Below are 23438 nucleotides of genomic sequence, written 5' to 3' on the forward strand. Positions count from 1 at the left end.
GAAATGAAGGGGAGAGGGTATATTGAATCGAAATCAAGCAACATCAATTGTTAATGATTATTTTGAATCATGGATTAAGAAAGACATTGGAATGTTTTCTAATGTTGTACATGATGCATTCATTATTAGGGAATGTACTGGTGCGGTCATGGAAGGAAAAGAGGAATTGGTAAACTGGTTTACGCACTGGAATCAAAGTGACAATAAGGTTGATTACTGGACAATCAAAGAAATAGGATTTGATGAAAGACGTAATGTCGCATTTGTAGAATGGACATTCAAGTGTATTTATGATGCTACAGAATATGTATGGGATGGTGCAAGTATAGTCTATTTTAAAGAGTCGTTAATCATTGAACTAAATGAATACGAAATGAAGCGAACAAAATTCTATCCATATAGACCATAGGAATCAATGAAATTGCATGGAGCTTCACAAACAAACACACCAACAAATAGTCCATTTGCAACGTCATATTACTCAAAGAGAGGATCGAACCGAACCATGAAAATAGGAGAATTAATTGGTATTGGTAACACTGCAAGAGTATATCGATGGGGAGATACTGAGGTTATAAAAATATTTTATGATCAACATTGGGCAATGAATGAGGCGAAAAATGCAGAATTAATTAATAACTTAGAGTTGAGTTCACCTCTGTATTCTGGACTAATCGAATATGAAGGAAAGATGGGGATCGTTCAAGAGAGAATTGATGGCCCTACGATGTTATGGCATATCGAACCAACACAAGAGAGTATATCTTACAATGCTAAGTTGATGGCAAATCTTCAATATGAGATTCATAATGTAGAGAACAAGTTAATTCCAAATCTTAAATCGGAAATAACCAATAAAGTTAATCATTCACAAGAGATATCCAATGATGATAAGCACATTATTATAGATGTGTTAAAATCATTACCTGATGGTAATACGATATGTCATTATGATTTTCATCCAGATAACATTATTATTTCACCTAAGGGTCCAATTATAATTGATTGGATGAATCTATTAGTAGGTAACCCAGAGGCTGATGTTACAAGAACATCAATGATGATTCAATCACATTCGCTACCACCTAATGTACCAAATTGGTTAATTCATAGAGAGTATCGAGAGTTTTTTAACAGAGAATATTTAAGTGAATATGTTAAGCTTGCTGATATGAATGATGGATTCCTTGAACGATGGATGATACCAACTTTAGCAGCACGAATTGATGAGATGCAAGGGGAATATAGGCAAGAGGTTAAAGATGAATTACATACAAGATTAACAAAATAATGTCGGTCGGTATCCTGTAGAGACTATTTAGTTATTAACATAACTCAGGAAGAATGGGGGATTTGGGTGCTTGAAAATCTAAATGTAAATGATCTTATCTACCAAACAGATATGAACATTCCATTAGTAGTCATGATGTGTGGTGTAGCTGGATCAGGAAAAACAACATTTGCTCAACGATTAGAGCAGCAGATGGACTTTGTACGTCTCTCCATTGATGAAGAAATATGGGCGACACATGGGCGTTACGGAATCGATTATCCCATTGAAATGTATGAGCAACTTAAAGTTGAAGCTGAGTCGAAGCTGCGTAGTGAACTTGTAAATCTTTTGAATGAAAAGCGCAATGTGGTTATTGATTTTAGTTTCTGGCAACGGAAGAGACGAAATGAATATAAAACCCTCATCGAAGATGGTGGAGGACAGTGGAAACTGATCTATTTAAAAGTTCATCCTAATGATTTGCGTGAACGACTTCGCATTCGAAGTCAGCGATTCGACGCTAATGCTGCATTTACAATAACAGAAGAAATATTATCATCATTTATCAATGGATTTGAAGTACCTTCGGATGAAGGAGAAATTATTATAGAAGAATATTAACCAACACAGAAACCCACCTTTTGATAGTATGTGAAAGGCGGGTTTCTGTCGTGAATCCACGACACTTAGTGAGTTTGCAGTAATATGTTTCAACAATTTAAAAGGATAGAGAGGGATTTATTTTTGAAGTATTATAGGAAAATTGAAGGACCTAACCTTTATTTATCGCCAATAGACCCCGATGATGCAGAAGTATATACAAAATGGATTAACGATTTATCCATGTCAATAAGGATTGGTTCCACAGCAACGGAAGCATATAGCTTATCTCGAGAAAAGACTTTTCTTGAAGACATGGCCCGGGAAGGTAATAACTACGCTATTATTTCAAAGGAAACTGAAGAGTTACTCGGGAATTGCTCCCTATTCTCAATCAATCACATTCATCGTACAGCGGAACTAGGTGTATTCCTGGGCGATCATAGTAATAGAAATAAGGGATATGGAACAGAAGCAATTCAATTGCTTACTGAATATGGATTTAAGGTCATGAACTTGAATAATATCATGCTAAGATTATTTGATTTCAACCACTCTGCTAGAAAATGTTATGAAAAAGCTGGCTTTCAATTGTTTGGGAGAAGGAGTAAGTGTTACTTCGTAAATGGTCACTATTATGACGAATTATATATGGAGTTATTATCGAATGATCTAAATAGTAATTATCTAGATGATTTTTTACCAAAGGTATAAGGGAGCTTAGTAATAATACATGTGAGGGCTTCAATTCTGCACTAGTCATACGATACCAATAAGAAGGTGAGTAGTAATTGACAAAAATATATAAAATGATAAGTATTCTAGTCTTATTAACATTACTAATAACAAATATCATTACTTTCACTAAATATACGACGATGAAGCAAGCAGAAACAACTTCATACTCTCAATTAGTTAATAGATTCTATTTATACGGAATTTTTCAATCTTATGACTCGATACTTTTAGTAAATGAAAAAATAAGAAATGGTACTATAAATGAAGAAGACGTAAGGGATTGGCTTAATGAAATAGTGTCTGATATGAGGGTTGCTGCAGAGACAGCATCAATTGCGGCTAACCACTGGAATCTTACTATAGGAGATAAAAATGAATATGACTCGGTAGGTGAAATTTCACAATTTTATAAGAGCATTCAAATTAATTTGAACGATATTATTAAAACAGAAAAAGATTACACAGTGTTGAAGCAGGCATGTATAGAACTAGAAGAAATTTTAGAAATTATTAAAAATAATACTAATGAACAAGAATTAATAAGTGCAGATTATAAAGAAATTAAAATATATTGGAAAGAAATAATGGAATTAGTGCATGAAAAACACTCAGATACACGATTACTAAAATCATATTTCCTTGTCCATTATTCAAGAGATTTATAGTATTTCAATAGTCCAGGATAATTGATGTGATTTTAAAAGAGTAAGGGCATCAGCAAACTCGTGCTGTGGACCAATCGGTTTTTGATCTCCAGAACATCTTTCAAAGAAGCAATTCAGGAGTTGATTATATGGAAAATGGAATAAGAAATCATGGATTAGATAGCATTGCTGATGAGCATATAAGCTTTGCTGTAATATTTTCTAGATATTTAGATCATTGGATTATTAGTAGGCAAGGATGTAAGACGACGTGGGAAGTACAGGGGGGGCATCGGGACAAGAATGAAGTTCTACGGTATACAGCGGCACGAGAATTATATGAAGAGTCTGGGGCACGAGTATTTCGGATAACACCCATTACAAACTACTCAATGGTATTGGACGGAATGATAAGATATGGGCAATTGTATTACTCTGAGATAGTTGTGTTGGGAGATTTACCAGAAGGATATGAAATTGAGGAAGTGAAGTTAGTAGAAACGTTTCCAGAGAATATGAGATATGGTGAAGTGCATAAGCTACTGTATGAAATCATCATGAATCATAATATAGACGAGAGTACATCATGGTACAACTATGAAATACATAGGAAAAACGAAATAATTGAGATGTAAATTAAAGCTGATTAACAGAGTAATCAAAAAAATATTCATACGAACGCTGAGAACATTAAGATCGCAGAGTTTGTATGAATATTTTTTTCAAGACCTAATTCAATATGATAACAGAGAGGATATTATAAGTCTATATTTTTTTCTGGGATTCATGTACCATCACCTTATAAATGTACGAATGGAGATGGTACACATGCTTAAAGAAATACGTGTTAGTCGTGCAATGACATATGAATATCCCCCTGATGGTGGAACGTTACCAATTATTGACCCTTATGATGGATGTACGATCGGTTGCCCCTATTGTTTCCAGCTAGAAGATGAAAATTGGAATAACGACTTAAAAGTTAAACTCAATATTTCAGATATTTTATCTGAAGAATTAATTCACTGGAACAAAGAAGATATCGTATATTTGGGAAGTAAGTGTGGTCCTTATATGGAAATTGAACGATAATATCAATTAACTAGGAAATGTCTAATCGAATTAAGTAAGTTAAACGTGAAGTGTATGGTAACAACTAAAGCCGGGTCAAAACTAATATTTAGAGATATCGATGTGGTTAAATCTATGGGAAACAAATTCACTCTACTTTTAGGATTATCTAACTTGCACCAGTTGAAGAAGATTGATGATTATACGATCATGAGCAATATACAAACAGCAAATCAGTTGCATAGCATGGGAATTAAGGTTTTGGCTTTTATTACTCCGATTTTACCCGGTATAACAGACGTAGATTTAATGATTCATGCACTAGATCAGGACATACCCGTATTTTTAGATAAGGTCAGATTAGGAAAAAATACTAGGCCTACTCTAGGACGATTTATTGCTAGTAACTATCCCCAATTAGCTAGCACTTATAAAGATATAATTCATAATAATATCGATGTTTACTATGATCAGATAAAAGAGAGGTGGAATGGAGATCAACGGGTGAAGTTTGTTTTTGAGTAAAAGCTTATAAATCGGAAGAAGAAGTCTACTACATACAACAACGTTTTAACACCTCCGTCCAAGACAAATTACACTTTGGTCTGAGGTGTTTCTTCTGAAGCAGAGTCATCTGACACATTCAACACATATTTGAGAAAAACAATGCAAAATGAGATGGAGGTATTCTTATGAGACCAAGGATTACAGTTATAACATTAGGAGTAGATGATTTAGACAAATCTCTGAAATTTTATCAAGAAGGATTAGGATTCAACACGGAAGGTATAGTTGGCAAGGAATTCGAGCATGGAGCTGTTGCCTTTTTTGACTTACAACCAGGTTTAAGACTTGCGATTTGGAACCGAAAAGACATTGCACACGATACGCCATCTTAAATTAACTGATCAAAGCCCTACAGAATTTACGATCGGTCATAATGTAGGTAATAAAAATGAAGTTGAATTGATTATGGATCAGGCAAAAAGAGCTGGCGCTACGATAACAGTACCAGCACATGACACATTCTGGGGAGGATATTCGGGATATTTCCAAGATCCAGATGGACATTTGTGGGAGATAGTTTGGAACCCACAGTGGGAGCTCGAAGGGGAGTGACCTAATAATGAAGAGAATTATTATCTTAACTATGATGATATTACTCGCTGGTTGTGGTTCCGAAGAATGGTCTGCAAACAACAGGTCTTCAAATGAAGGTGAAGGATATATTTTAGAAGTAGCAGAAAAACGTATTTTAGTGGTTGAGAAGAAATATATGAACAAGACTTGGAAGGATATTATGGATGAATATGTCGGAGAAGCAATATGGTTAAGCACCAATACAAGAAATATGAAACAAGGTCAAAAAATACATTATAAAATTAAGGGTGGAATCGACACATCAAACCCCTCACAAGCTGAAGCCAAAGAAATAAAGATAATCAAGGAATAACATATGGGGGTATTTCAAATGTGGGCGCGAGTGTTGTAGGAATGACACATAAATAAATGATTTTGAATCTTTATCCATCATAGTATCGTAATACCAATTATCCTTATATCTTATTGAAATGGAGTGAAGTGAATGATTTTGTCAATATTCCGTACGAGATCGACCTTTTGGACAAGAACTGTTCTTGCAAGCGCCCTGATTCTATGTATGATGGCCTCTACGGTGCAAGCAGCAGTTGCTCCCGTGGCAACACCTACGCAAGCGAAGCCGCTGACCCCAGAGAATGCAGAAACATTTCTCAAGCAATTCTTCAGTTCGGAAGAAGTGAAGGCACAACTTGCTGGTGCAGCTGTCATTGTGGTCAAGGATGGCAAGACTGTGATCGAAAAAGGCTTCGGTTATGCAAACAAGGATGATAAAACAGTTGTGGACCCCGACGAGACCGTCTTCCGGATGGCATCAGTATCCAAAACCTTTACCGCTGCTGCGGCTATGCAGTTGGTGGAGCAGGGCAAGATCGACTTGAAAGCGGATTTCCAGACTTACACAGGATCGCTGAATTTCGATAATCCCTTCGGTACTCCAGTTACGGTGGAACAGTTACTGACCCACACAACAGGGTTCCGGATTCAGGATCCCCAGTCTGAAGATATCCATGATGATTTCGATAAAAAGGTATCGATTGAGGATTATGTGAAAGAGAATATGCCACCGGTGGTCCGCAAACCGGGTACTACTTACATGTACGACAACTTTGCTTCGTTACTGCTTGGTCTAGTGGTCGAGAAGGTCAGTGGTGAAGCCTATGAGGATTATATGGAGAAGCATGTATTTGCACCGCTGAATATGGATAAAAGCGGCTTCCTGCTGGAAGGTGAGCTGAAAGAAGATCTCGCTACAGGCTATGATGCCTCAGGTAAGGCACTTGACCTGTTTACGGTAACACCAACAGTAATGCCTCATGGGGGCATGTTGTCCACTGCCGATGATATCGGCAAGTTCATGATTGCTTTCTTAGACGGAGGAGTTGCGGGTAACAACCGTATTCTGACTAAAGGTTCAGTAAAGGCCATGGAAGAATATCGCTCCTCGATCCACCCGTTGCTACCAAATACGACATATGGCTTCGAGGCGCCGATTCAACTTCCTGGCGCGGGCAGTAGCTCCAAAATTATTACCAAGGCAGGCGACTTAATTGCCTTCAGCACTTATATGTTCCTAATTCCGGAGCAGAACACCGGGGTCTTCATTGGTTATAATCAGCAAAGTGTGCTTCGGGAGTTGTTCTACCCCGCATTTATTCAAGAATTCTTCCCACAATATGCGGATCCTGCAAAACTTGATGCTTTTCAGCCACTGAGTGCTGAAGCATTGAACGCATTCACTGGTTACTATGCGGATCTTCGTCTTAAGAGCCTGGTCTCTACCGTCACCGTAAATGAGGGTGCGCTTAATATAAACGATGCTTTCCTGGGAAGCCGCCAACTACAGCAGGTGGACGATAATCTGTTCGTTGATGAGCTGACCAATAAATTCACTGGCTTTGAAATAGGTGCGGATGGACAAGGAACCTATCTTAAAGAACCGTATCTCAACCCTTATAGCTACGAGCAAAAGGGAGCAGTTGGCGTTGGATATGCCGATGTTACTGCTAAACATCCTTATGCGACACCGGTTATGATGTTGCAGTCGCTGGGCTATCTTCCTAATGATGCAACATTGAGCTTCCAGCCTGAATCAGGAATTACACGTGCCGAGTATGTTCGGTTGATGCTTGAGAGTAGCGGGCTGAAGGGCAGTAAGACAGAGAAGCTGGCATTCCCGGATCTGCAGGGTCATCCAGATGCTGCTTTTGTACAAATGGCAGTGGAACTCGGGATGGTTCAGGGAACTGCAGGTGGAGAGTTCAGGCCTGATCGAGTAATCTCTCGCCAGGAAGCGGCGGTGATGATATGGAGACTGCTTAGCGCGCAATACCCAGATGAGCTGTTCGCTGAAGTGAAGCTGGCAGGCAATACGGACAAATGGGCGATTCCGGCAGTGAAAATGGCAGTGGCCCTGGATCTATACGGACCTGAGATTAAGGTTGATGCTAAGGGTGCTGTTGATTTCAAATCAAGAGAAGCGCTAAGCAAGCAAGAAAATGCAGCTATTCTGTATGCTCTATTCACGAATCCAATAAATCAGATCGTGGCCAAACTGATGGAGTAATCCGAAGCGAGACTGGCTATTCGAAGCTTGAACGGTCTGTCCGGTTAGCGGACAGACCGTTTTATTTTGAACTATATCACAGATCAGAAAGTGGGAGATGGATGGAGAAACAGAAGCTAATCCGTATTTTTGATAGCAAGCATCCCAATATGACAAAACAAGAGAAGATCCGAAACAAAAACGTTGGCGTCAGAATCTTTTAAGTCATGCTAAGGGTGAGGTGCTTGAACTTGCAGTAGGAACAGGTGCTAATTTTCCATTCTATCCTACGGATATACATATAACGGCTGCTGACTTTAGTAAGGCAATGATTGAGAAAGCACAAGGAGCAGCAAAACACTATCACCGTAATGTAGATTTTGTTTGTTCTGATATTGAAGAAATGAACTTTTCCGATCAATCGTTCGATACTATTGTTTCAACACTATCATTTTGCAGTTACAACAATCCACTAATGGTGTTGGATAAAATCAACCGATGGTGCAAAACAGATGGGAATATCCTTTTCATGGAGCATGGGATCAGTTCTAACCTTATGGCTTCAGCTATCCAAAAAGCTCTTAACCCCCTTTTACATCGTGTTTATGGATGCCACCATACAAGAGACATTCTTGGAATGATCGAAGAGTCAGGGATCAAAATCGATAAAGTTGAAAGCTACTGGCTTAATATGGTTCATCTTATTCGGGCAAAACCGAAACAGTAACTTCAAGCAACATATACCGTTAGAACTTGAGGATGCACAAACGATAGATACTTATTATATTGGTGCAGGTTGTATGGTTCAATCAGTATGGAATGAGCTTACGAATCGTCCGACAAACTATGGCATCAGCGATATAGATCTTATTTACTTTAATAATAGAGACATAAGCTTTGAGGCGGAGAATGAAGTGATTGTTAGAGGACATGAGCTTTTTTCAAAGATAATATTAAAGGTTGATATAAAGAATCAAGCCAGAGTGCATGAATGGTACCAACATCGATTTGGAATCAAGATGAGTTGTGAGAGGGTACCCGAGAAGCTCCTAAACATCACCTAATAGTACATTACCACACGGCTACTACGCTTTCTTGGTCACCAAGATAAGTTTAGTAGAAGAGAGTTTGCGTGGACACATCCAGCGAGATAATATCAGAAATTCAGTGGAGGTATTTAATGTATAATTCAGTTTCCGTAATAACAATGTTATTGATTATTATTATATATTCTATCACTTTTTATCGTATTTTCCGAAGAAATAATAAGAATGTTAAGGAAAATTTAGGTTTAATTATTATTGGAAATCTCGTTTTTTTGACAGAAGATAATAACAAATATATTGAATACGTAAGTTTAATAATAGGTTTAGGATTATGTTGGATTATTATTTATAAGGCATCAAATTCAAAAGATAATAACAATAAAAAAAGCGCTAGAAAGCAGGTGTGATAATAAAAGGACTTAAATTACTCTTTATTCTATCGTGGAAGTCTTGAAGAAGTTAACACAGAGAGGAAATTAAAATAAATGTTCAAGGATTTAATCACGTAACAATAAACGTTAGAAATCTAGAGATATCAATAAACTTTTATACAGGTATTCTTGGACTAAACATGAGGCACAGAGGGAACAAGGATGCATATTTAGAGTGGGGAAGTGCATGGATTTGTTTGATTGAACGAGATAGTTATAGTGAGCATGCAGAGAAACAAGCAGGAGTAGATCATGTCGCATTTTATATTCCAGAAGAGCATTTCGATGAAGCAGTAAAATTACTTCAAGATAACCATGTAAAAATAGTAAGGGAAGCAATTAAGCGTGGTACTGGATGGTCAATTAACTTTTTGGATCCAGATGGAACTCAACTTGAATTACATACATCAAACCTAGAGGAAAGAATGAAGGTATGGATTTAGTAAGAGCAAGATTGGATTTAGATTATAACAAATGATGAGGCATATACACCATCGCAGAACCCCACCTGAGTAGTAGGTAGGGTTCGTCTTGAACCACTGAACGTTTTTGGAACTCTCTGGAGTGAAAAGCGTCTTATTAAATAGCGGTGAATGGATTGACATAATAACGAGTACGTAAAAAAAGGGGATTTACTAATGAACAACTGCTTTCGAATCGACAGCGATATAAATCGTAGTCTTACGTTGATGCAAACCAAACAATCAGCTCTTAACGTTTTGAATGAATATGATGTGGACTGGAGCTCCATCCATTTCATTCAATTATCAGAGCATGTTACCTTCCGCATAGAGAGCAGCGACGGGGAAAAGTTTTTGCTCCGCATTCACCCGGAGAGTAAGTCGCGGGAGGAAACCGTATCCGAACTGGAATGGTTGGCGACTCTTAGGTATAAGGGTATTATCGTGTCCGAAGCCGTGCTGAACCGAAGAGGGGCTTTCGTCACAGATACTGCTACAAGAGACGGGCAACTATATTATGCGACCTTGTTGAAATGGATCGAAGGTGAACACGTGGATAAAAGGGCACTTACAGTTGAGAGCATCCGAAAAATGGGTGCACTGATGGCGCAACTTCACGAGGCAAGCTCAGATTTTTGTCCATACAAAGGCTTTACACGCCCTTCTTGGGGTAGAGAGAGCTTTCAACGGGACTGGGAGCATTTGCAGAGGCATTACCGGCATTTCATTTCAGATGAATCCTTTAATTTATACACCACGGCTGCAGATAAAGTGGAAAATCACCTCGAAATTTTGGAACCAACTGGAAGTAATTATGGGATGATCCATGCAGACTTACACAATGGTAATGTCGTATTCCGAGACGACGAACCGTATGCCATCGATTTCGGTAGGTGTGGTTTTGGCTATCATCTTTATGACATGGCCCAGTCAATCATGGGGTTACTTCCTCTCCAGAGAGAGATTTTCATAGAGGGGTATGAGCAGATCAGAAAAATAGATGAAAATTCTATACCAATATTGGAGAGCTTCTTTATTATGGCGATCATCGAGGCATACAGCTTCCATGCTGAGATAGCGATCGAGACAGAAGGTCTGATCGAAGAGCAACCCTATGCGCAAGCGATATTGAGAGCCTACATAAATGGGGTACCGTTCATGTTTCAGCCACTTAATGAGGTCTCCTTAAGCTAGGAATATTAATTGATTTTGAAAGTTAGAAAGATAAGTATGCTTTAAAAGAAGGTGAGGTGGACGGAATTAAGAAGATATTTTCAGTTATTACTTTTAGTTTGGTGATTGCTCTGCTTGTCTCCTGCTCTTCATCCCGAGTTTCACCCAATGATACAGCCATCAATTTGAAACAATCTTTGACGGTAGTATTTCAGAAGGATTTAAGTACCTTCAAATACCTGCTGATAATGGTGTTGTACTACATGTGCTTCAGACAGAACCAAGTAGTATTTCGCTTAACAGCATAAACGACAACGTCGTGCGATCAGGAACCAATGGAATCAATGGTGGATTCTTTTGGTGTTGAGTATTGCGGTTATGGATGGCCTGCCCGTAAACGGAAGTCCTGACTAAATATGAGGCACAGAGGGAACAAGGATGCATATTTAGAGTGGGGAAGTGCATGGATTTGTTTAATTGAACGAGATAGTTATAGCGAGCATGCAGAGAAACAAGCAGGAGTAGATCATGTTGCATTTTATATTTCAGAAGAGCATTTCGATGAAGTAGTAAAATTACTTCAAGATAATCATGTAAAAATAGTAAGGGAAGTAATTAAGCGTGGTACAGGGTGATCAATCAATTTCTTGGATCCAGATGGAACTCAACTTGAATTACATACATCAAACTTAGAGGAACGAATGAAGGTATGGATATAGTAAGAGCAAGAGGAAGATAGGCAATATTCGAATTAGCTAATCCACTTAAATATTAAGCGTAACATTTAAAGGAAATCAGACAGAAATATGATAAACGACGAAGACAATATGAAAGGAATGAAAATATTATGGATTTTATTGAACTATTCCAAGAGTTTTTAGTAGAAGCAAAGAAGGCAACATATGCATCTCAAGGAGATGAGGCATCCGTTACTCCGCAATTTAATGGATCAAAGCAACTAGAATATAAATCAGGAGATTACTTTTATAGAGATGTCTATTTTGGAATGTCCTTTTTTGTAGGGCAAGAGATCGTTGAATATAAGAATAAGCCAATATGGTCAATGGTTTATTCAGGAGGAATGAAAGGTATAAATTATACAAATGATGAAATATCAAATACATATAGAATTCTGAGAAAGGCATTGAATGTAGTTGATAATCATAACTCATATAGAGGTCCTAGTACTTGGAATGATGAAGAATATACTTATTTGAATGAATGTATAGAAGAATCAAACAACTTTTACGGATATGAAAGTATTAGTAAGAATGGAGTAATAATCTATGAACTTAGATATAACGGAGGAAGAATTGAATAACAGGATAGCTATCATCATAGAACCTCACTTGAGTAGTAGTTAGGTCTTGTTGTGAACCTCTGAAGGTTATATGAATTTAGCGCAACGTTATCATATTTTAATATGGAGGTAAATAATGACCACTATCCAACTCGGGGATTTGTGTATGTTTTATGAAAAGGATGGGAGTCGGTGAACCCATTATTTTTTTACATAGCAGTTATTCAAGAGGAATATTAGCTTTTGCGGGTCAATTACTTGATTTTCAAAAAAAGTATACTTGTTATTTTCCGGATTTTAGAGGCCATGGAAAAACGACATGTGAAAAACTTGAATGGAGTACACCTCAACTTGCTGAGGATATTATTCATTTTATGAATGCTCTTAATATTTCAAAGGCACACTTAGTCGGATATAGTTTAGGAGCGAATGTTGGTTTGTATTGTGCAGTTAGAGATCCTGAACGAGTTGCTACTTTAACAACAATAGGGACAAGCGGTTTTGTTGATCCTTCTGGAGCTGAAGAATTTGAACCTGAATGGCTTATTGAAAAGGGAAAGGTAGGTTTGATAGATCAAATGATTGAACGACACGAAGAGGCACATTCTGGGGATTGGCAAACTTTTATGCGAGAGTCAGCTAAGGACTGGCGACTTTATCCTCAACTGTCGAAGGAACAGTTAGCTAGTATTAGATGTGGTTCTTTATTCATTACTGGTGAAAACGATCCGTTTGGTGGTGAAGAGAAAATTAAATACTTGAGTTCGTTAGTTAAAGGTTCTCGATATCTAATGATAGAGGGGTGTAGTCATAGCCCGCATATGGTCAGAGAAAATCCAGTGTATGTCAATGACTCCATTCTTGATTTTATAAGTTCAAATCCTATTGCTGCTGAATAAACAAACAATTTCCCAATATTAACGTTAAATATAATAGGCTTAACAATTAAGGGGACGGGACGATGTCAACAACTCATGACTAAAATCACGAGCTTGTAACTGCCCAGAAGTGCGAACGATTCTTGCGAATCTCCTTCCTTAGTATGGCGTTACATCAGGGCAGGTTGACAACTACCCAACTACAAAAGACATGCTTATGTAGTTACTTCAACGATGTACTCAATTCCTTTTCGTTGAAGATTCATTGCTCCTACACGATCATCATTAGATGTGTATTGGCACGTTTTGCAACAAAAAACATGATTCTTCTTGTCTCGATTTGCCTTCTCTGTATGACCACATTTCGGACATGTCTGCGAAGTGTATTTTGGATCAACTGCAATAACTTTCGAGCCAGACATAACAGATTTATATTCAAGCATTTGACGGAACTGAAAGAAAGACCAAGATACGAACACATAACGATCTTTAACTCTAACTTTTTCAGTTGTATTGAGAATACCTGATAAGTCTTCCATAACAAATAACGTATTTGATCCATAGTGATCAACGAGTGCCTTACTGATCTGATGATTTACATCAGTCATCCAACGGGATTCTCGTTGTCCAATTCGTTTTATCTTTCTGCGTGAGGAGGCAGTTCCGAGTTGTTGCAGTTGTTTTCTGAGATGTTTGTATTTTGCACGTTTATGTTTGATTGGTCTTCCATTGAAAAACAAGGTATTATCTTGAGAATCGTAAGTTGTAGCGACAAAGTTTATACCTAAGTCAACACCAACAACCTGTTCGATATCATTATCCGAAACATCTTCTACTTCTTTGGTCATAGGAATATGCAAAAACCATTTCCCATACTTGCCAATGAGTTTAGCTGTTCCGAAAGACCACTCAGTATCGAAGTATTGTTCCATACCTTTTGCCTCATAGGGAACTTTTACTCTTCCTTCAAGTGTATTCAAAGAAAAAGTATCTTTGGATAGAGAATAATCTCTATTCCAAACGAGATCATATTCAGGCTTCTTGAAAGTGACAATTGTCCACTCATGACCATTACTCTTGTTGGTCTTGTATCTAGCAATTACAGTTTTCAATACAGATTGTGCCATTTGCGAACGCAATCCATATTGAGTACGAAGGGTCTCATATGTAACCTTATGCAAAGAAGCTTGATTGAGATTCTTAGTATCAAATACAATTTCTGAAACAAAATTACATCCTTTCTTATACACAGACAGTGTTTCAACTATATTTGAACCTCTGTAGGGTTAATCTTTATCTTTGCTGTAATGGTGGTTTTCACCATGCTCACCCCCTTCACTAAATGTTATATCATATATTTAGTGAAGTGAGTAGTGAGAATCAGAAGAAAGGTGTGGAGTATGTTATTATTCAGGATAAGTACAATTCGCTTTCAGCGACACAGTTTCCTCACACGACTAAAGTCGCATGTCTCCACTGTGAAGAGATGAAAGTAACTGGAAATAAGGGGTCTTCAATTATACGACGTTCCGTCCCGATTTACTTGTGCGCTCTCATTCTAATATTGGGAAGTGTATCTATATGGTTCTTAAGTAAAGACGGTAGTATTTCAGAAGGATTTAAGTACTTTCAAATACCTGCAGATAATGGGATTACGCTACATGTGCTTCAGACAGAACCAAGTAGTATTTCGCTTAACAGCATAGACGACAACGTCGTGCGGTCAGGAACCAATGGAATCAATGGTGGATTCTTTTGGGGGAATCATTTGTTGAGCATTGCGGTTATGGATGGCCTGCCCGTAAACGGAAGTCCTAAAGAATACGGCTCAGGTTGGTTTAACGTCAAATACGCCCGAGGAACCATTCTTTACGATCGGGTAACAAGGAAGATCGAGGTGCAACGAGCTGCAAGCGTCGACGATCTGGATATGACAGACGCAACGAAGTTCTGGGCGCAGGGCGGAGTAAGTATGAATTTAAAGGACGATAGCAAGTGGTATAACCTAGCCGTCAAAGAAGAAAGACTTCCGTTTCCTGATGACGAACGCCTTCGCAGTGCAATGGCCTACGATAATTCAGGGAAAATATATCTGGTGGTCACTTCTACCAAATGTACGGCGGAACAATTTCGCACTGCTATTAAGAGCAATATTGCTGATGGAAATTTGAATGAGGCTATATTTTTAGACGGGGACGGATCCTCACAACTACTTGCTGGTAATATGAAACTGGAGGGTGATGCCCGAACGGTGCTACAGATGATCGTGGTCAACGGGGAAAGTCACTAGAAAACGTCTAGCGATAGTAATATCAACGGAGAAATGATATTTTTATTAGAAAAGGGGTAATGCAAGTGGTTAATATAAGGGAAATCAAAGATGAAGACGCAGAAAATCACTTATCCTTGTGTATCAAACTTGATAATGAAACAAAGTTTATGCTTTATGAACCAGGGGAGAGAACCACGACAGTTGAACGTCATAGAGAGTTTGTACACTCTCAAATCACGTATGAAGACTCAACTATTTTTGTCGCAGAACATGATAATCAACTCGTTGGGCATCTCATCGTAAATGGCGGAAAAGTTAAAAGAATTAAGCATGTTGGATATATAGTTGTTGGCATATTAAAAGATTATACAAGCCAAGGGATTGGCACAGAACTATATAATACTCTTGAAAATTGGAGAATAGGGTCAGGAATAAAGAGACTTGAATTATCTGTAATGGTTCACAATGAAGCTGCAGTATCTCTTTATAAGAAAATGGGATTTGAAATTGAAGGCATAAAGAAAAAGTCATTGAATATCGATGGAAGGTACATAGATGAATACTATATGGGAAAGACGTTTAATTAAATGTAACTTAGGAGGCGATACCATTGGAAACCATTCATAACATGTTTGAACATTTAACTTGGGCTAATCAAAGCATTCTAGAAGCATTGCAAAATGCAGAAGTAGGAGAGCAGGAACTAAGTTTATTTTCTCATATTCTAAATGCTGAACAGGTATGGCTAACTAGATTAAAAGGTATGGACAGTTCACAAATGCCTATCTGGTCGGATAGTGATATAACAATCTGTGCAAAACGTATGAAGCAAAATGAAGAAAATTTCAAAGCATATCTCGATGAAATAGCTACAACTGACCTAGATAACTTAATAACATACAGAAATGGTAGTGGTAAAGCGTTTAAAAATTCTATACGAGAAATATTAATTCACGTAGCACTTCATGGTCATTATCATCGAGGACAGATTAACTCGCGACTTCGAGCAAATGGTAATGAACCAGTTAATATTGATTATATTACTTTCACAAGATAGAGATGAATCTCGTCAGGTGGATCGATGTAAGAGATTAAGGGGTTTAATAGATGATAATCAAGAAAGGGAAATTCCTATGACAAAAGGAAATATTATATTTCTAAACGGAACCTCAAGTTCCGGAAAGACCAGTCTAACTAAGAAGCTTCAAGAAATGTTAGTTGAACCGTTTTTTCATTTTTTCACTTGATACATTTGAAGACATGGCACCTAAAAAGCACTTGAACCAAGATTTCTGGGCTACTCTTAGGATGAGTGTTTCTGGAATGCATAAAAGTATCGCTGCATTTAGTGAATCATGGTTAAATGTAATTGTTGATCACGTAATATTAGATATTCCAGAAATGGAAGGATGGTTGGATGAATGTGTTACCCACATACATGCCCTACCAGTGTTATTTGTTCAGGTAAATTGTCCTTTAGTAGAATTAGAAAGACGGGAAAAAGAACGAGGAGATAGAGATATTGGTCAAGCTAAATCTCAATTGGAGCAAATATATGGTCGTGAGATATACGATCTTGAAGTAAATACCTATGAAAACTCATTAGAAGAATGTGCGCAACAAATCATTGATAACTTACAAGTATTGATAGATATCAATGCATTCAATAGAATGTATGGTGAAAAAGCAATTTAAAAATTACTTAAAACGACGTCGCTTTACAAGCCATTGTCTACTCACTTCTTGAACGGGAATGGTTACAAGATAAGTCTAATCATTAATCAAGAAAATCAAGATATTGAGGAAAGTGAGATCAATTATGAACATATCAATACGACAAATAACTGAAAATGACCCTAAAATTATTTCGGATGCTTTTAAAGAACACGGGTGGGACAAGCCTATTTCTCTTTATGAGAGATACACTATTGAGCAGAATAACGGGGAAAGAGTGACATTGATTGCCGAAGTGAATGGACAATTTGCTGGGTATGTAAATGTGATTTGGAAATCGTATTATCCTGCATTTAGGGAGGAAAGTATACCGGAAGTTAATGATTTTAACGTTTTATTAAATTATAGAAGATTAGGTATTGGCACAAAACTAATGGATCGCGCAGAAGAAATAATAAGCGCAAGATCATCGGTTGCTGGAATCGGAGTAGGTGTATTTGCTGATTATGGTAAGGCTCAAGTTCTGTATGTAAAGCGTGGTTATGTCCCAGATGGTAGAGGGTTATTTAATGGACAGCATTATGTTGAATATGGGGAAACTGTTTCAATAGACCATGATATTGTTCTCTACTTAACCAAAAAATTATAGAATCGTGTATAAGTATAAACTAAAAGTACGTAATGAAGTAGGGAGTTGTAATCTAGATGGAAGTCGCTGGAGCCTTTGTAGTATTACTATTGGGTTTCTTATCGTTGCGGCAATTGTACGTTATGGTGTAGATTCATCAAAAACATCGAAAAAAATTGAAGATTTAATAAGTGAAGTGCATTATTTGAGAACTGAAATGAATAAACAAAATAACAACAAACAAGATGACAACAAACAAGATGACAACAAACATATAATTGATGAGAAAGTCTAGAGTGCATATTCAACAGCGGTGTCTACGCTTATTATCAAAATTACCGGGCAGGGTTTACGCTCGGTTTTTCTTAGTTATATACTCCATTTCTCACTATGAAATTAATTGAAATAAGCTGCCAGCTTTTGAATGAGTGGGCTTCTCCTCAAATCTTGATGATAAATCAAACTATAAGAGAGTGGCATTTGAAAAGGGTATCCGATTAACTTAATTGCCTTAATACGTCCATCTAAAATATATGGATCCTCCTCAATCATCAAATTAGAAAGAATACTGACTCCTAACCCAGCCATTACTGATTTTTTTATGACTTCCGAGTTATAAGATTGAAAGAGAATGGTCTGTTCACTTGATTTGGCTGAAAAATTACGTATTAAATTCGGATAAAAATGTTCCCCATACAAAATGAAGGGCTCCTCTAATACTTCCTCTAATGTGATTTCTGAATGTAAAGCAAATCGTGAACTAGCAGAGACAAGTAAATAATATTGACTCGTTACCTGTAGGTTCTGAAAAAAAATGGATGAGCTAAAGTGACTCAAATCATGCGTTAATGCGATAAAGCCGATATCTGCTTTGTTCTGTTGAATAGCCTCTATTACTTCATTATTTTCTAGTTCCAAAATTTGATAATTCACGAGAGGGTAATCCTTTTTGAACGTCGCTAACGTTTCTGGTAGTAATGTCATAAAGAGACTTGGGATGGTGGCGATGGTGACTTCTCCAGCAAGTTGTGAAGTGCGAGATTTGATTTCTAGTTTAATCTCCTGCGTTTTTTGATAAATCTCCATGAGCTTTGGTAACAACCATATTCCGTCTTCAGTTGGAATAGTTCCATGACGTGAACGGTGAAATAAAACAACATTTAATTCCTTTTCTAATGCGGTAATTGATTGACTGATGGCAGATTGTGTGACGAACAGTTGTTGAGAAGCAATCGTAATCGATTGAAATTCTACGACAACTTTAACGTACTGCAGTTGTTCGAAATTCATTGAACCTCTCCTTATTAGTAAATCTAATGTAAAGCTTAAGTTTTATTAATTATACATTAACAAAACTTAATAATATAATAAGCAAGGCCAGTAAGATGCAAGAATGAGCTTAGAGAGGAATGTTTTAATTTTGAAACAATCAAGTATATGGAGCAAAAATTATATTTATTTATGTGGGAGTAATTTTTTAATCGGTCTTATGTTTTACATGCTTGCTACTGTTCTACCGTTATATGTACAAGTGGGTTTACACGGTGATGAGCAACAAATGGGGTTAGTCATTACCATTTATGTTCTCGGAAGTGTGTTCGCTCGACTATTTTCAGGTTTTTTTGTTGATCGATTTGGTAAGAAAAAGTTGGGAGTTATCGGATTTTCAATTTTCTTTATCGCTTCTGTTAGTTATTTTGGTGTGAAGAATGGGTTATTATTATTTTTAGTCGTACGATTTATACACGGTATGAGCTACGCAATTGCTTCTACTGCTACAAATACAACAGTTATTTCTATTTTGCCGGTTGATCGACAAGGAGAAGGGATTGGCTATTTTGGGATGTTCCTTAACCTTGCGATGGTTATTGGTCCATCACTCGGTTTGTTTTTATGGAAAAGCGAAAATATATACATTATTTTAATACTAGTTTGTATTCTTTCTGCATTAGCATTATTGTTCATGTGGCGTATACAAATTCAAGAATCAACACAAGCAGCACCACAGAAGAAGCGTTCATTAACTTGGCGAGATATTATTGAAGTAAAAGCCATCCCAATTTCAATCGTTTCCTTTTGCTTATTTTTTTCTTATAGTGCATTGTCTGGGTTTTTAGCTTCATATACAAATGAACTTGATTTGTCCGCCATGGCGGGTCTATTTTTCATCTTATATGCGGTGATGATTGTAGGATTTCGTCCGTTTGTTGCAAAATTACTGGATCGGTATCCTGACCACTATTTCTTCTACCCTTCCATTATCCTGTTTGTTGCTGGGATGTTATTATTAAGTCAGGCCAACCAAGCATGGATGATTCTAGTAGCGGGAATGATGATGGGATTTAGTTACGGAATTCTAAACCCTTGTTTGCAAAATATAGCTATTAAGCAAGTATCGATAAAACGTAGTGGTGCCGCGACAGCGACTTTTTTCTTATTAAGTGATCTTGGATACGGTGTAGGCTCTTATTTCTTAGGGTTAATAGCTTCTTTTAGTAATTATCGTATGATGTACATGGGTTCAGCAATGATAGCTTTCATGGCTATAGTTGTATATTGGCTCTTCCATCATCGTACAGCAGCGAAGAAATCGGGTCAGTCTCTGCATACAGGGACAGTTAAAGATAATTAAATAAGTGGGTGATCTCGAAAATGAAGGATGCAGTTATCATTGAACCTTACAATGAGGAATGGCCTGTAATGTTTGAGTTGCTGCGCAATCAAATCGTAAATGAATTCGGAGCCTTACTAATCAGAATTGATCATATTGGATCTACTGCCATAGTTGGATTAGCTTCTAAGCCAATCATTGATATTCAAATGTCTGTAAACGATCTAAACGATATTGAAGAAGTTAAAAGGGGACTTTGTAAACTAGGATTCCATTATAGGCAAGATAACTCAGACCTGACTAAGAAATATTTTAGAGAAACACAGGGAATGAGAAGAACCCACATTCATGTTAGAGAATCGGGGAGTTGGTCAGAACAATTCAATCTATTGTTTCGGGACTTTTTAAGAGAACATGAGACTGAAAGAAATGAATATGCACAAGCCAAATATGATCTAGCAAACCAATTTAGAGATCAAAGAGAAAGATACGTTGAAGGAAAGACTGAAATCGTATGGAAAATTATGATGAAGGCAAATAAATGGAGTCAAGAGATCGGGTGGAAATAGGGGGGATTACAATATGGAGATTTCTCTAGTCAAATCGGGATTAAGTGAAGCATCAACTATTCATGAAATGCAGATCAAAGCTTTTCCCAAAAGGCATTTGCAATAATTGAAGATATTTATAATGACGCAACCGTGTGGGAGTTAGACACAATTATGCAAGAACAAGGTAATTGTTACCTATATGAAAAGTTAGGTTATAAGAGAACAGGAGAAGCAAAAGTGGTCAACGATAAAATGACAATAATATTTTATGAAAAACACGTAATCTAAATATCAATAAATAAATAATAGGAGATTAGACTCAATGATACTATTTTGCGAACAAGATATAAGTATTAGAACACTTGAAGACGAAGACGCAGATTTACTTGTGAAGTGGCTCTCAGATCCCGTAGTATTGGAGTTCTATGAAGGTCGTGATCGACCTCATAATATGGAATTAGTCAAAAAACATTTTTACGAGGATCGCGAAGAAATTACTCAATGCATAATTCAATACAATTCCGTTGATATCGGGTACATTCAGTTCTACATCATTGATGATGAAGAGAAGGAAAACTATGATTATAAAGACTATAAGGGCACAATCTATGGAATGGATCAATTCATTGGGGAATCTGACTTCTGGAACCGAGGAATTGGCACACTTGTGATACAAGAAACGGTTAAATATTTGATAGGGATTAAAGGAGCCAATAAAATAGTGATGGATCCGCAGGCTTTGAACATGAGAGCGCTTAGGGTTTATGAGAAGAATGGATTTATTAAGAAGAAGTATCTTGATAAATATGAATGGCATGAAGGAGAATTAAGAGATTGCTGGCTAATAGAATATGATGCGTCAGAAACCAAGATGATATGATAATAATTCCATGATTATTTTGGAGGAGATATGCTTAAGAATATCAAATCAAAACTAGAGTGATTGGCTGCAGGAACGCGCTCATTTCACTGAGGTGATATTTTTTTTAAAATTAACTAACATGTCAGTCATACTGAGTAACATGTTAGTCATAGTATAAGTCGTGTTACAAAGTTGTACCTTAACCAATTAAAGGAGGGCATTTTGTGGATGCGACTAATTATGTAATCGGTTTCATTATGGTCTTATCATTTTTTGGATTAGTGTGGTATTGCGTTAAGGGATATAACCTTATGGTTGGATTTTTTGTCATGTCTGTATTATGGACATCGGTTGCATTGATCGGAAATGCAATTTCGCCAACCTCAGCTATGGAAGGGAAATCGCTAATTGATGTTTTGACGAATGTCTTCCAGACGGGACCTGAGAATTATGGTAAAGCCATTCTTGTCAATATTTTCTTTGGCGCATTCTTTGGAAGAGTTCTGATTGACACTGGAATTGCCGCCACTTTAATTCGTAAGGTGGTAGAACTCGGTGGAGACAAACCAAGGGTAACCATGTCACTTTTATGTATCGTTACAGCTGTTATTTTTACATCGATGACAGGAATCGGACCGGTTATTTCCATTGCTGTTATTGTATTGCCGATCATGTTGTCACTTGGAATTCCTTCCCCGATCGCCTTGTTCGCTTTCATGGGATCCATTATGGCGGGAATTTTCGGAAACATCGTTAACTTCACACAATATCAGGCTTTCTTTACTTCTGCCAATGAAAGTTATGCCAGCTATGATTATAATACATACTTTTCCTTCGGCATCATTGGTATGGCTGTTTCGCTGGTTGTTGTCCTGATTATGGCTAACCTTTTCTTGAATAAGAAGAAGATTTCCCGTGCATGGGCAGCAACGCCTGATGCTGGAAATACAGTTGATGCACCTGCTATTTCGTGGATTTCAATCATTCTTCCGGTCATTGGAGTGATTGTGTTCAAAATACCGATTATTCTCGGGTTTATCATTGCAGCTTTATTCGCCTTAGTAACTTGTGGCAAATTAAAAGGGGGTTTTGCAAACGTTTCCAGAATGTTGTCGAAACAGTTTGCAGATGGAGCTATCGATGTAGCACCAATGATCGGATTCTTGCTAACCCTGTCTATGTTTAACAATGCAGCAAACTATGCTTCACCTTACTTTAAACTCTTACTGGGTGGGGCAATGCCTACGACCGCGTTGCTGTTATGTATCGTATTTGCCATCTTAACACCGCTTGGTTTCTTCCGGGGTCCTATGAACTTGGTTGGATCCGGCGCTGCTATCCTGTCTGTGGTCGTATCAACAGCGGTGTGGCCCGTACAATTCTTGTATCCATTATTCGCTATTACAACCGTTGCTCCTCAGCATTTGGATGTCACCCAGTCATGGGTTGCATGGGGCTTTGGTTACACGAAGGTACCTGCAAAGGAATATATGAAGATGTCCATACCTACAGGCTGGATTATCGGGATCATCCTATGCGCAGTTGTATTCTTTATGTACGGACACTTAGTTTAAGTTGGATT

Annotated in this window: 28 protein-coding genes and 3 pseudogenes; 29 read left to right on the forward strand and 2 right to left on the reverse strand. The window is 37.4% G+C overall.

Features of this window, described 5'->3' with window-relative positions; all coding sequences use genetic code 11:
- Positions 1-22: 22 nt before the first annotated feature.
- From AC1D69_RS21790 to AC1D69_RS21875, 18 genes and pseudogenes are all read left to right on the forward strand, one after another.
- A complete protein-coding gene (locus AC1D69_RS21790) occupies positions 23-409 on the forward strand; it encodes a nuclear transport factor 2 family protein (RefSeq protein ID WP_495458231.1) in 387 nt (128 codons plus the stop codon).
- Between the two features lie 96 nt (positions 410-505).
- Entirely contained in the window at positions 506-1291 is a 786-nt protein-coding gene (locus AC1D69_RS21795; RefSeq protein ID WP_495458232.1) for an aminoglycoside phosphotransferase family protein, read from the forward strand.
- Between the two features lie 111 nt (positions 1292-1402).
- A complete protein-coding gene (locus AC1D69_RS21800; protein ID WP_495458269.1) occupies positions 1403-1894 on the forward strand; it encodes a P-loop nucleotide/nucleoside kinase family protein in 492 nt (163 codons plus the stop codon).
- Positions 1895-1978: 84 nt separating this feature from the next.
- Complete coding sequence (locus AC1D69_RS21805) at positions 1979-2587, forward strand: GNAT family N-acetyltransferase (protein ID WP_495458233.1); 609 nt, start codon at positions 1979-1981, stop codon at positions 2585-2587.
- 164 nt (positions 2588-2751) lie between these two features.
- Complete coding sequence (locus AC1D69_RS21810; RefSeq protein WP_495458234.1) at positions 2752-3276, forward strand: hypothetical protein; 525 nt, start codon at positions 2752-2754, stop codon at positions 3274-3276.
- A gap of 128 nt (positions 3277-3404) precedes the next feature.
- Positions 3405-3890: an NUDIX domain-containing protein gene (locus AC1D69_RS21815; RefSeq protein WP_495458235.1), complete on the forward strand. Its 486-nt coding sequence runs from the start codon at positions 3405-3407 to the stop codon at positions 3888-3890.
- A 151-nt stretch (positions 3891-4041) separates the two neighbouring features.
- Positions 4042-4347, forward strand: coding sequence for a hypothetical protein (locus tag AC1D69_RS21820; protein ID WP_495458236.1), 306 nt, complete (start codon positions 4042-4044; stop codon positions 4345-4347).
- Positions 4348-4401: 54 nt separating this feature from the next.
- Entirely contained in the window at positions 4402-4851 is a 450-nt protein-coding gene (locus AC1D69_RS21825; RefSeq protein WP_495458237.1) for a hypothetical protein, read from the forward strand.
- Between the two features lie 167 nt (positions 4852-5018).
- Positions 5019-5445 (forward strand): annotated as a pseudogene (locus AC1D69_RS21830) (VOC family protein).
- Between the two features lie 7 nt (positions 5446-5452).
- Positions 5453-5779 (forward strand): YobA family protein, encoded by a 327-nt coding sequence (locus tag AC1D69_RS21835; protein ID WP_495458238.1) that lies wholly within the window; start codon positions 5453-5455, stop codon positions 5777-5779.
- 132 nt (positions 5780-5911) lie between these two features.
- Entirely contained in the window at positions 5912-7990 is a 2079-nt protein-coding gene (locus AC1D69_RS21840) for a serine hydrolase domain-containing protein (protein ID WP_495458239.1), read from the forward strand.
- Positions 7991-8210: 220 nt separating this feature from the next.
- The gene (locus AC1D69_RS21845; protein WP_495458240.1) at positions 8211-8696 is read left to right on the forward strand and encodes a class I SAM-dependent methyltransferase; all 486 of its coding nucleotides are present in this window, start codon (positions 8211-8213) and stop codon (positions 8694-8696) included.
- The gene (locus AC1D69_RS21850; protein ID WP_495458241.1) at positions 8641-9033 is read left to right on the forward strand and encodes a nucleotidyltransferase family protein; all 393 of its coding nucleotides are present in this window, start codon (positions 8641-8643) and stop codon (positions 9031-9033) included. Before AC1D69_RS21845 ends, AC1D69_RS21850 begins: the two co-directional genes overlap by 56 nt.
- A 463-nt stretch (positions 9034-9496) precedes the next feature.
- Positions 9497-9889 (forward strand): VOC family protein, encoded by a 393-nt coding sequence (locus AC1D69_RS21855; RefSeq protein ID WP_495458270.1) that lies wholly within the window; start codon positions 9497-9499, stop codon positions 9887-9889.
- A gap of 195 nt (positions 9890-10084) precedes the next feature.
- Complete coding sequence (locus AC1D69_RS21860) at positions 10085-11101, forward strand: phosphotransferase enzyme family protein (RefSeq protein WP_495458242.1); 1017 nt, start codon at positions 10085-10087, stop codon at positions 11099-11101.
- A 389-nt stretch (positions 11102-11490) separates the two neighbouring features.
- Positions 11491-11799: pseudogene (locus AC1D69_RS21865) on the forward strand (VOC family protein); the annotation flags it as partial.
- A gap of 128 nt (positions 11800-11927) precedes the next feature.
- Positions 11928-12401, forward strand: a complete 474-nt coding sequence (locus AC1D69_RS21870; RefSeq protein WP_495458243.1) for a DUF5680 domain-containing protein — start codon at positions 11928-11930, stop codon at positions 12399-12401.
- A gap of 152 nt (positions 12402-12553) precedes the next feature.
- Entirely contained in the window at positions 12554-13279 is a 726-nt protein-coding gene (locus AC1D69_RS21875; protein WP_495458244.1) for an alpha/beta fold hydrolase, read from the forward strand.
- A gap of 194 nt (positions 13280-13473) precedes the next feature.
- Here the strand turns inward: AC1D69_RS21875 and AC1D69_RS21880 are convergent.
- Positions 13474-14579 (reverse strand): annotated as a pseudogene (locus tag AC1D69_RS21880) (RNA-guided endonuclease InsQ/TnpB family protein).
- 21 nt (positions 14580-14600) lie between these two features.
- On the opposite strand from AC1D69_RS21880, the gene AC1D69_RS21885 reads away from it, so the two are divergent.
- The 7 genes from AC1D69_RS21885 (at position 14601) to AC1D69_RS21915 (ending at position 18127) form a co-directional block, all read left to right on the forward strand.
- Complete coding sequence (locus AC1D69_RS21885; protein WP_495458245.1) at positions 14601-15548, forward strand: phosphodiester glycosidase family protein; 948 nt, start codon at positions 14601-14603, stop codon at positions 15546-15548.
- 59 nt (positions 15549-15607) lie between these two features.
- A complete protein-coding gene (locus AC1D69_RS21890) occupies positions 15608-16117 on the forward strand; it encodes a GNAT family N-acetyltransferase (RefSeq protein WP_495458246.1) in 510 nt (169 codons plus the stop codon).
- Positions 16118-16140: 23 nt separating this feature from the next.
- The gene (locus AC1D69_RS21895; protein ID WP_495458247.1) at positions 16141-16587 is read left to right on the forward strand and encodes a DinB family protein; all 447 of its coding nucleotides are present in this window, start codon (positions 16141-16143) and stop codon (positions 16585-16587) included.
- Positions 16588-16663: 76 nt separating this feature from the next.
- Entirely contained in the window at positions 16664-16777 is a 114-nt protein-coding gene (locus tag AC1D69_RS21900; RefSeq protein WP_495458248.1) for a phosphotransferase-like protein, read from the forward strand.
- On the forward strand, positions 16749-17225 hold the full coding sequence (locus tag AC1D69_RS21905) for a phosphotransferase-like protein (protein WP_495458249.1): 477 nt from the start codon (positions 16749-16751) through the stop codon (positions 17223-17225). The genes AC1D69_RS21900 and AC1D69_RS21905 overlap by 29 nt, the downstream gene beginning before the upstream one ends.
- 124 nt (positions 17226-17349) lie before the next feature.
- A complete protein-coding gene (locus AC1D69_RS21910; RefSeq protein ID WP_495458250.1) occupies positions 17350-17853 on the forward strand; it encodes a GNAT family N-acetyltransferase in 504 nt (167 codons plus the stop codon).
- 4 nt (positions 17854-17857) lie between these two features.
- Positions 17858-18127: a hypothetical protein gene (locus AC1D69_RS21915; RefSeq protein WP_495458251.1), complete on the forward strand. Its 270-nt coding sequence runs from the start codon at positions 17858-17860 to the stop codon at positions 18125-18127.
- Positions 18128-18228: 101 nt separating this feature from the next.
- Here the strand turns inward: AC1D69_RS21915 and AC1D69_RS21920 are convergent, their stop codons facing one another.
- Positions 18229-19122, reverse strand: coding sequence for a LysR family transcriptional regulator (locus AC1D69_RS21920; protein ID WP_495458252.1), 894 nt, complete (start codon positions 19120-19122; stop codon positions 18229-18231).
- Between the two features lie 103 nt (positions 19123-19225).
- On the opposite strand from AC1D69_RS21920, the gene AC1D69_RS21925 reads away from it, so the two are divergent.
- From AC1D69_RS21925 to AC1D69_RS21940, 4 genes are all read left to right on the forward strand, one after another.
- Positions 19226-20464 (forward strand): MFS transporter, encoded by a 1239-nt coding sequence (locus tag AC1D69_RS21925; protein WP_495458253.1) that lies wholly within the window; start codon positions 19226-19228, stop codon positions 20462-20464.
- Positions 20465-20484: 20 nt separating this feature from the next.
- Positions 20485-21012 (forward strand): GrpB family protein, encoded by a 528-nt coding sequence (locus AC1D69_RS21930; RefSeq protein WP_495458254.1) that lies wholly within the window; start codon positions 20485-20487, stop codon positions 21010-21012.
- Between the two features lie 304 nt (positions 21013-21316).
- Entirely contained in the window at positions 21317-21874 is a 558-nt protein-coding gene (locus tag AC1D69_RS21935; protein WP_495458255.1) for a GNAT family N-acetyltransferase, read from the forward strand.
- Between the two features lie 206 nt (positions 21875-22080).
- Positions 22081-23430: a citrate transporter gene (locus tag AC1D69_RS21940; RefSeq protein WP_495458256.1), complete on the forward strand. Its 1350-nt coding sequence runs from the start codon at positions 22081-22083 to the stop codon at positions 23428-23430.
- Positions 23431-23438 lie beyond the last annotated feature (8 nt).

The sequence above is a fragment of the Paenibacillus sp. Y301 genome, from assembly GCF_059445505.1.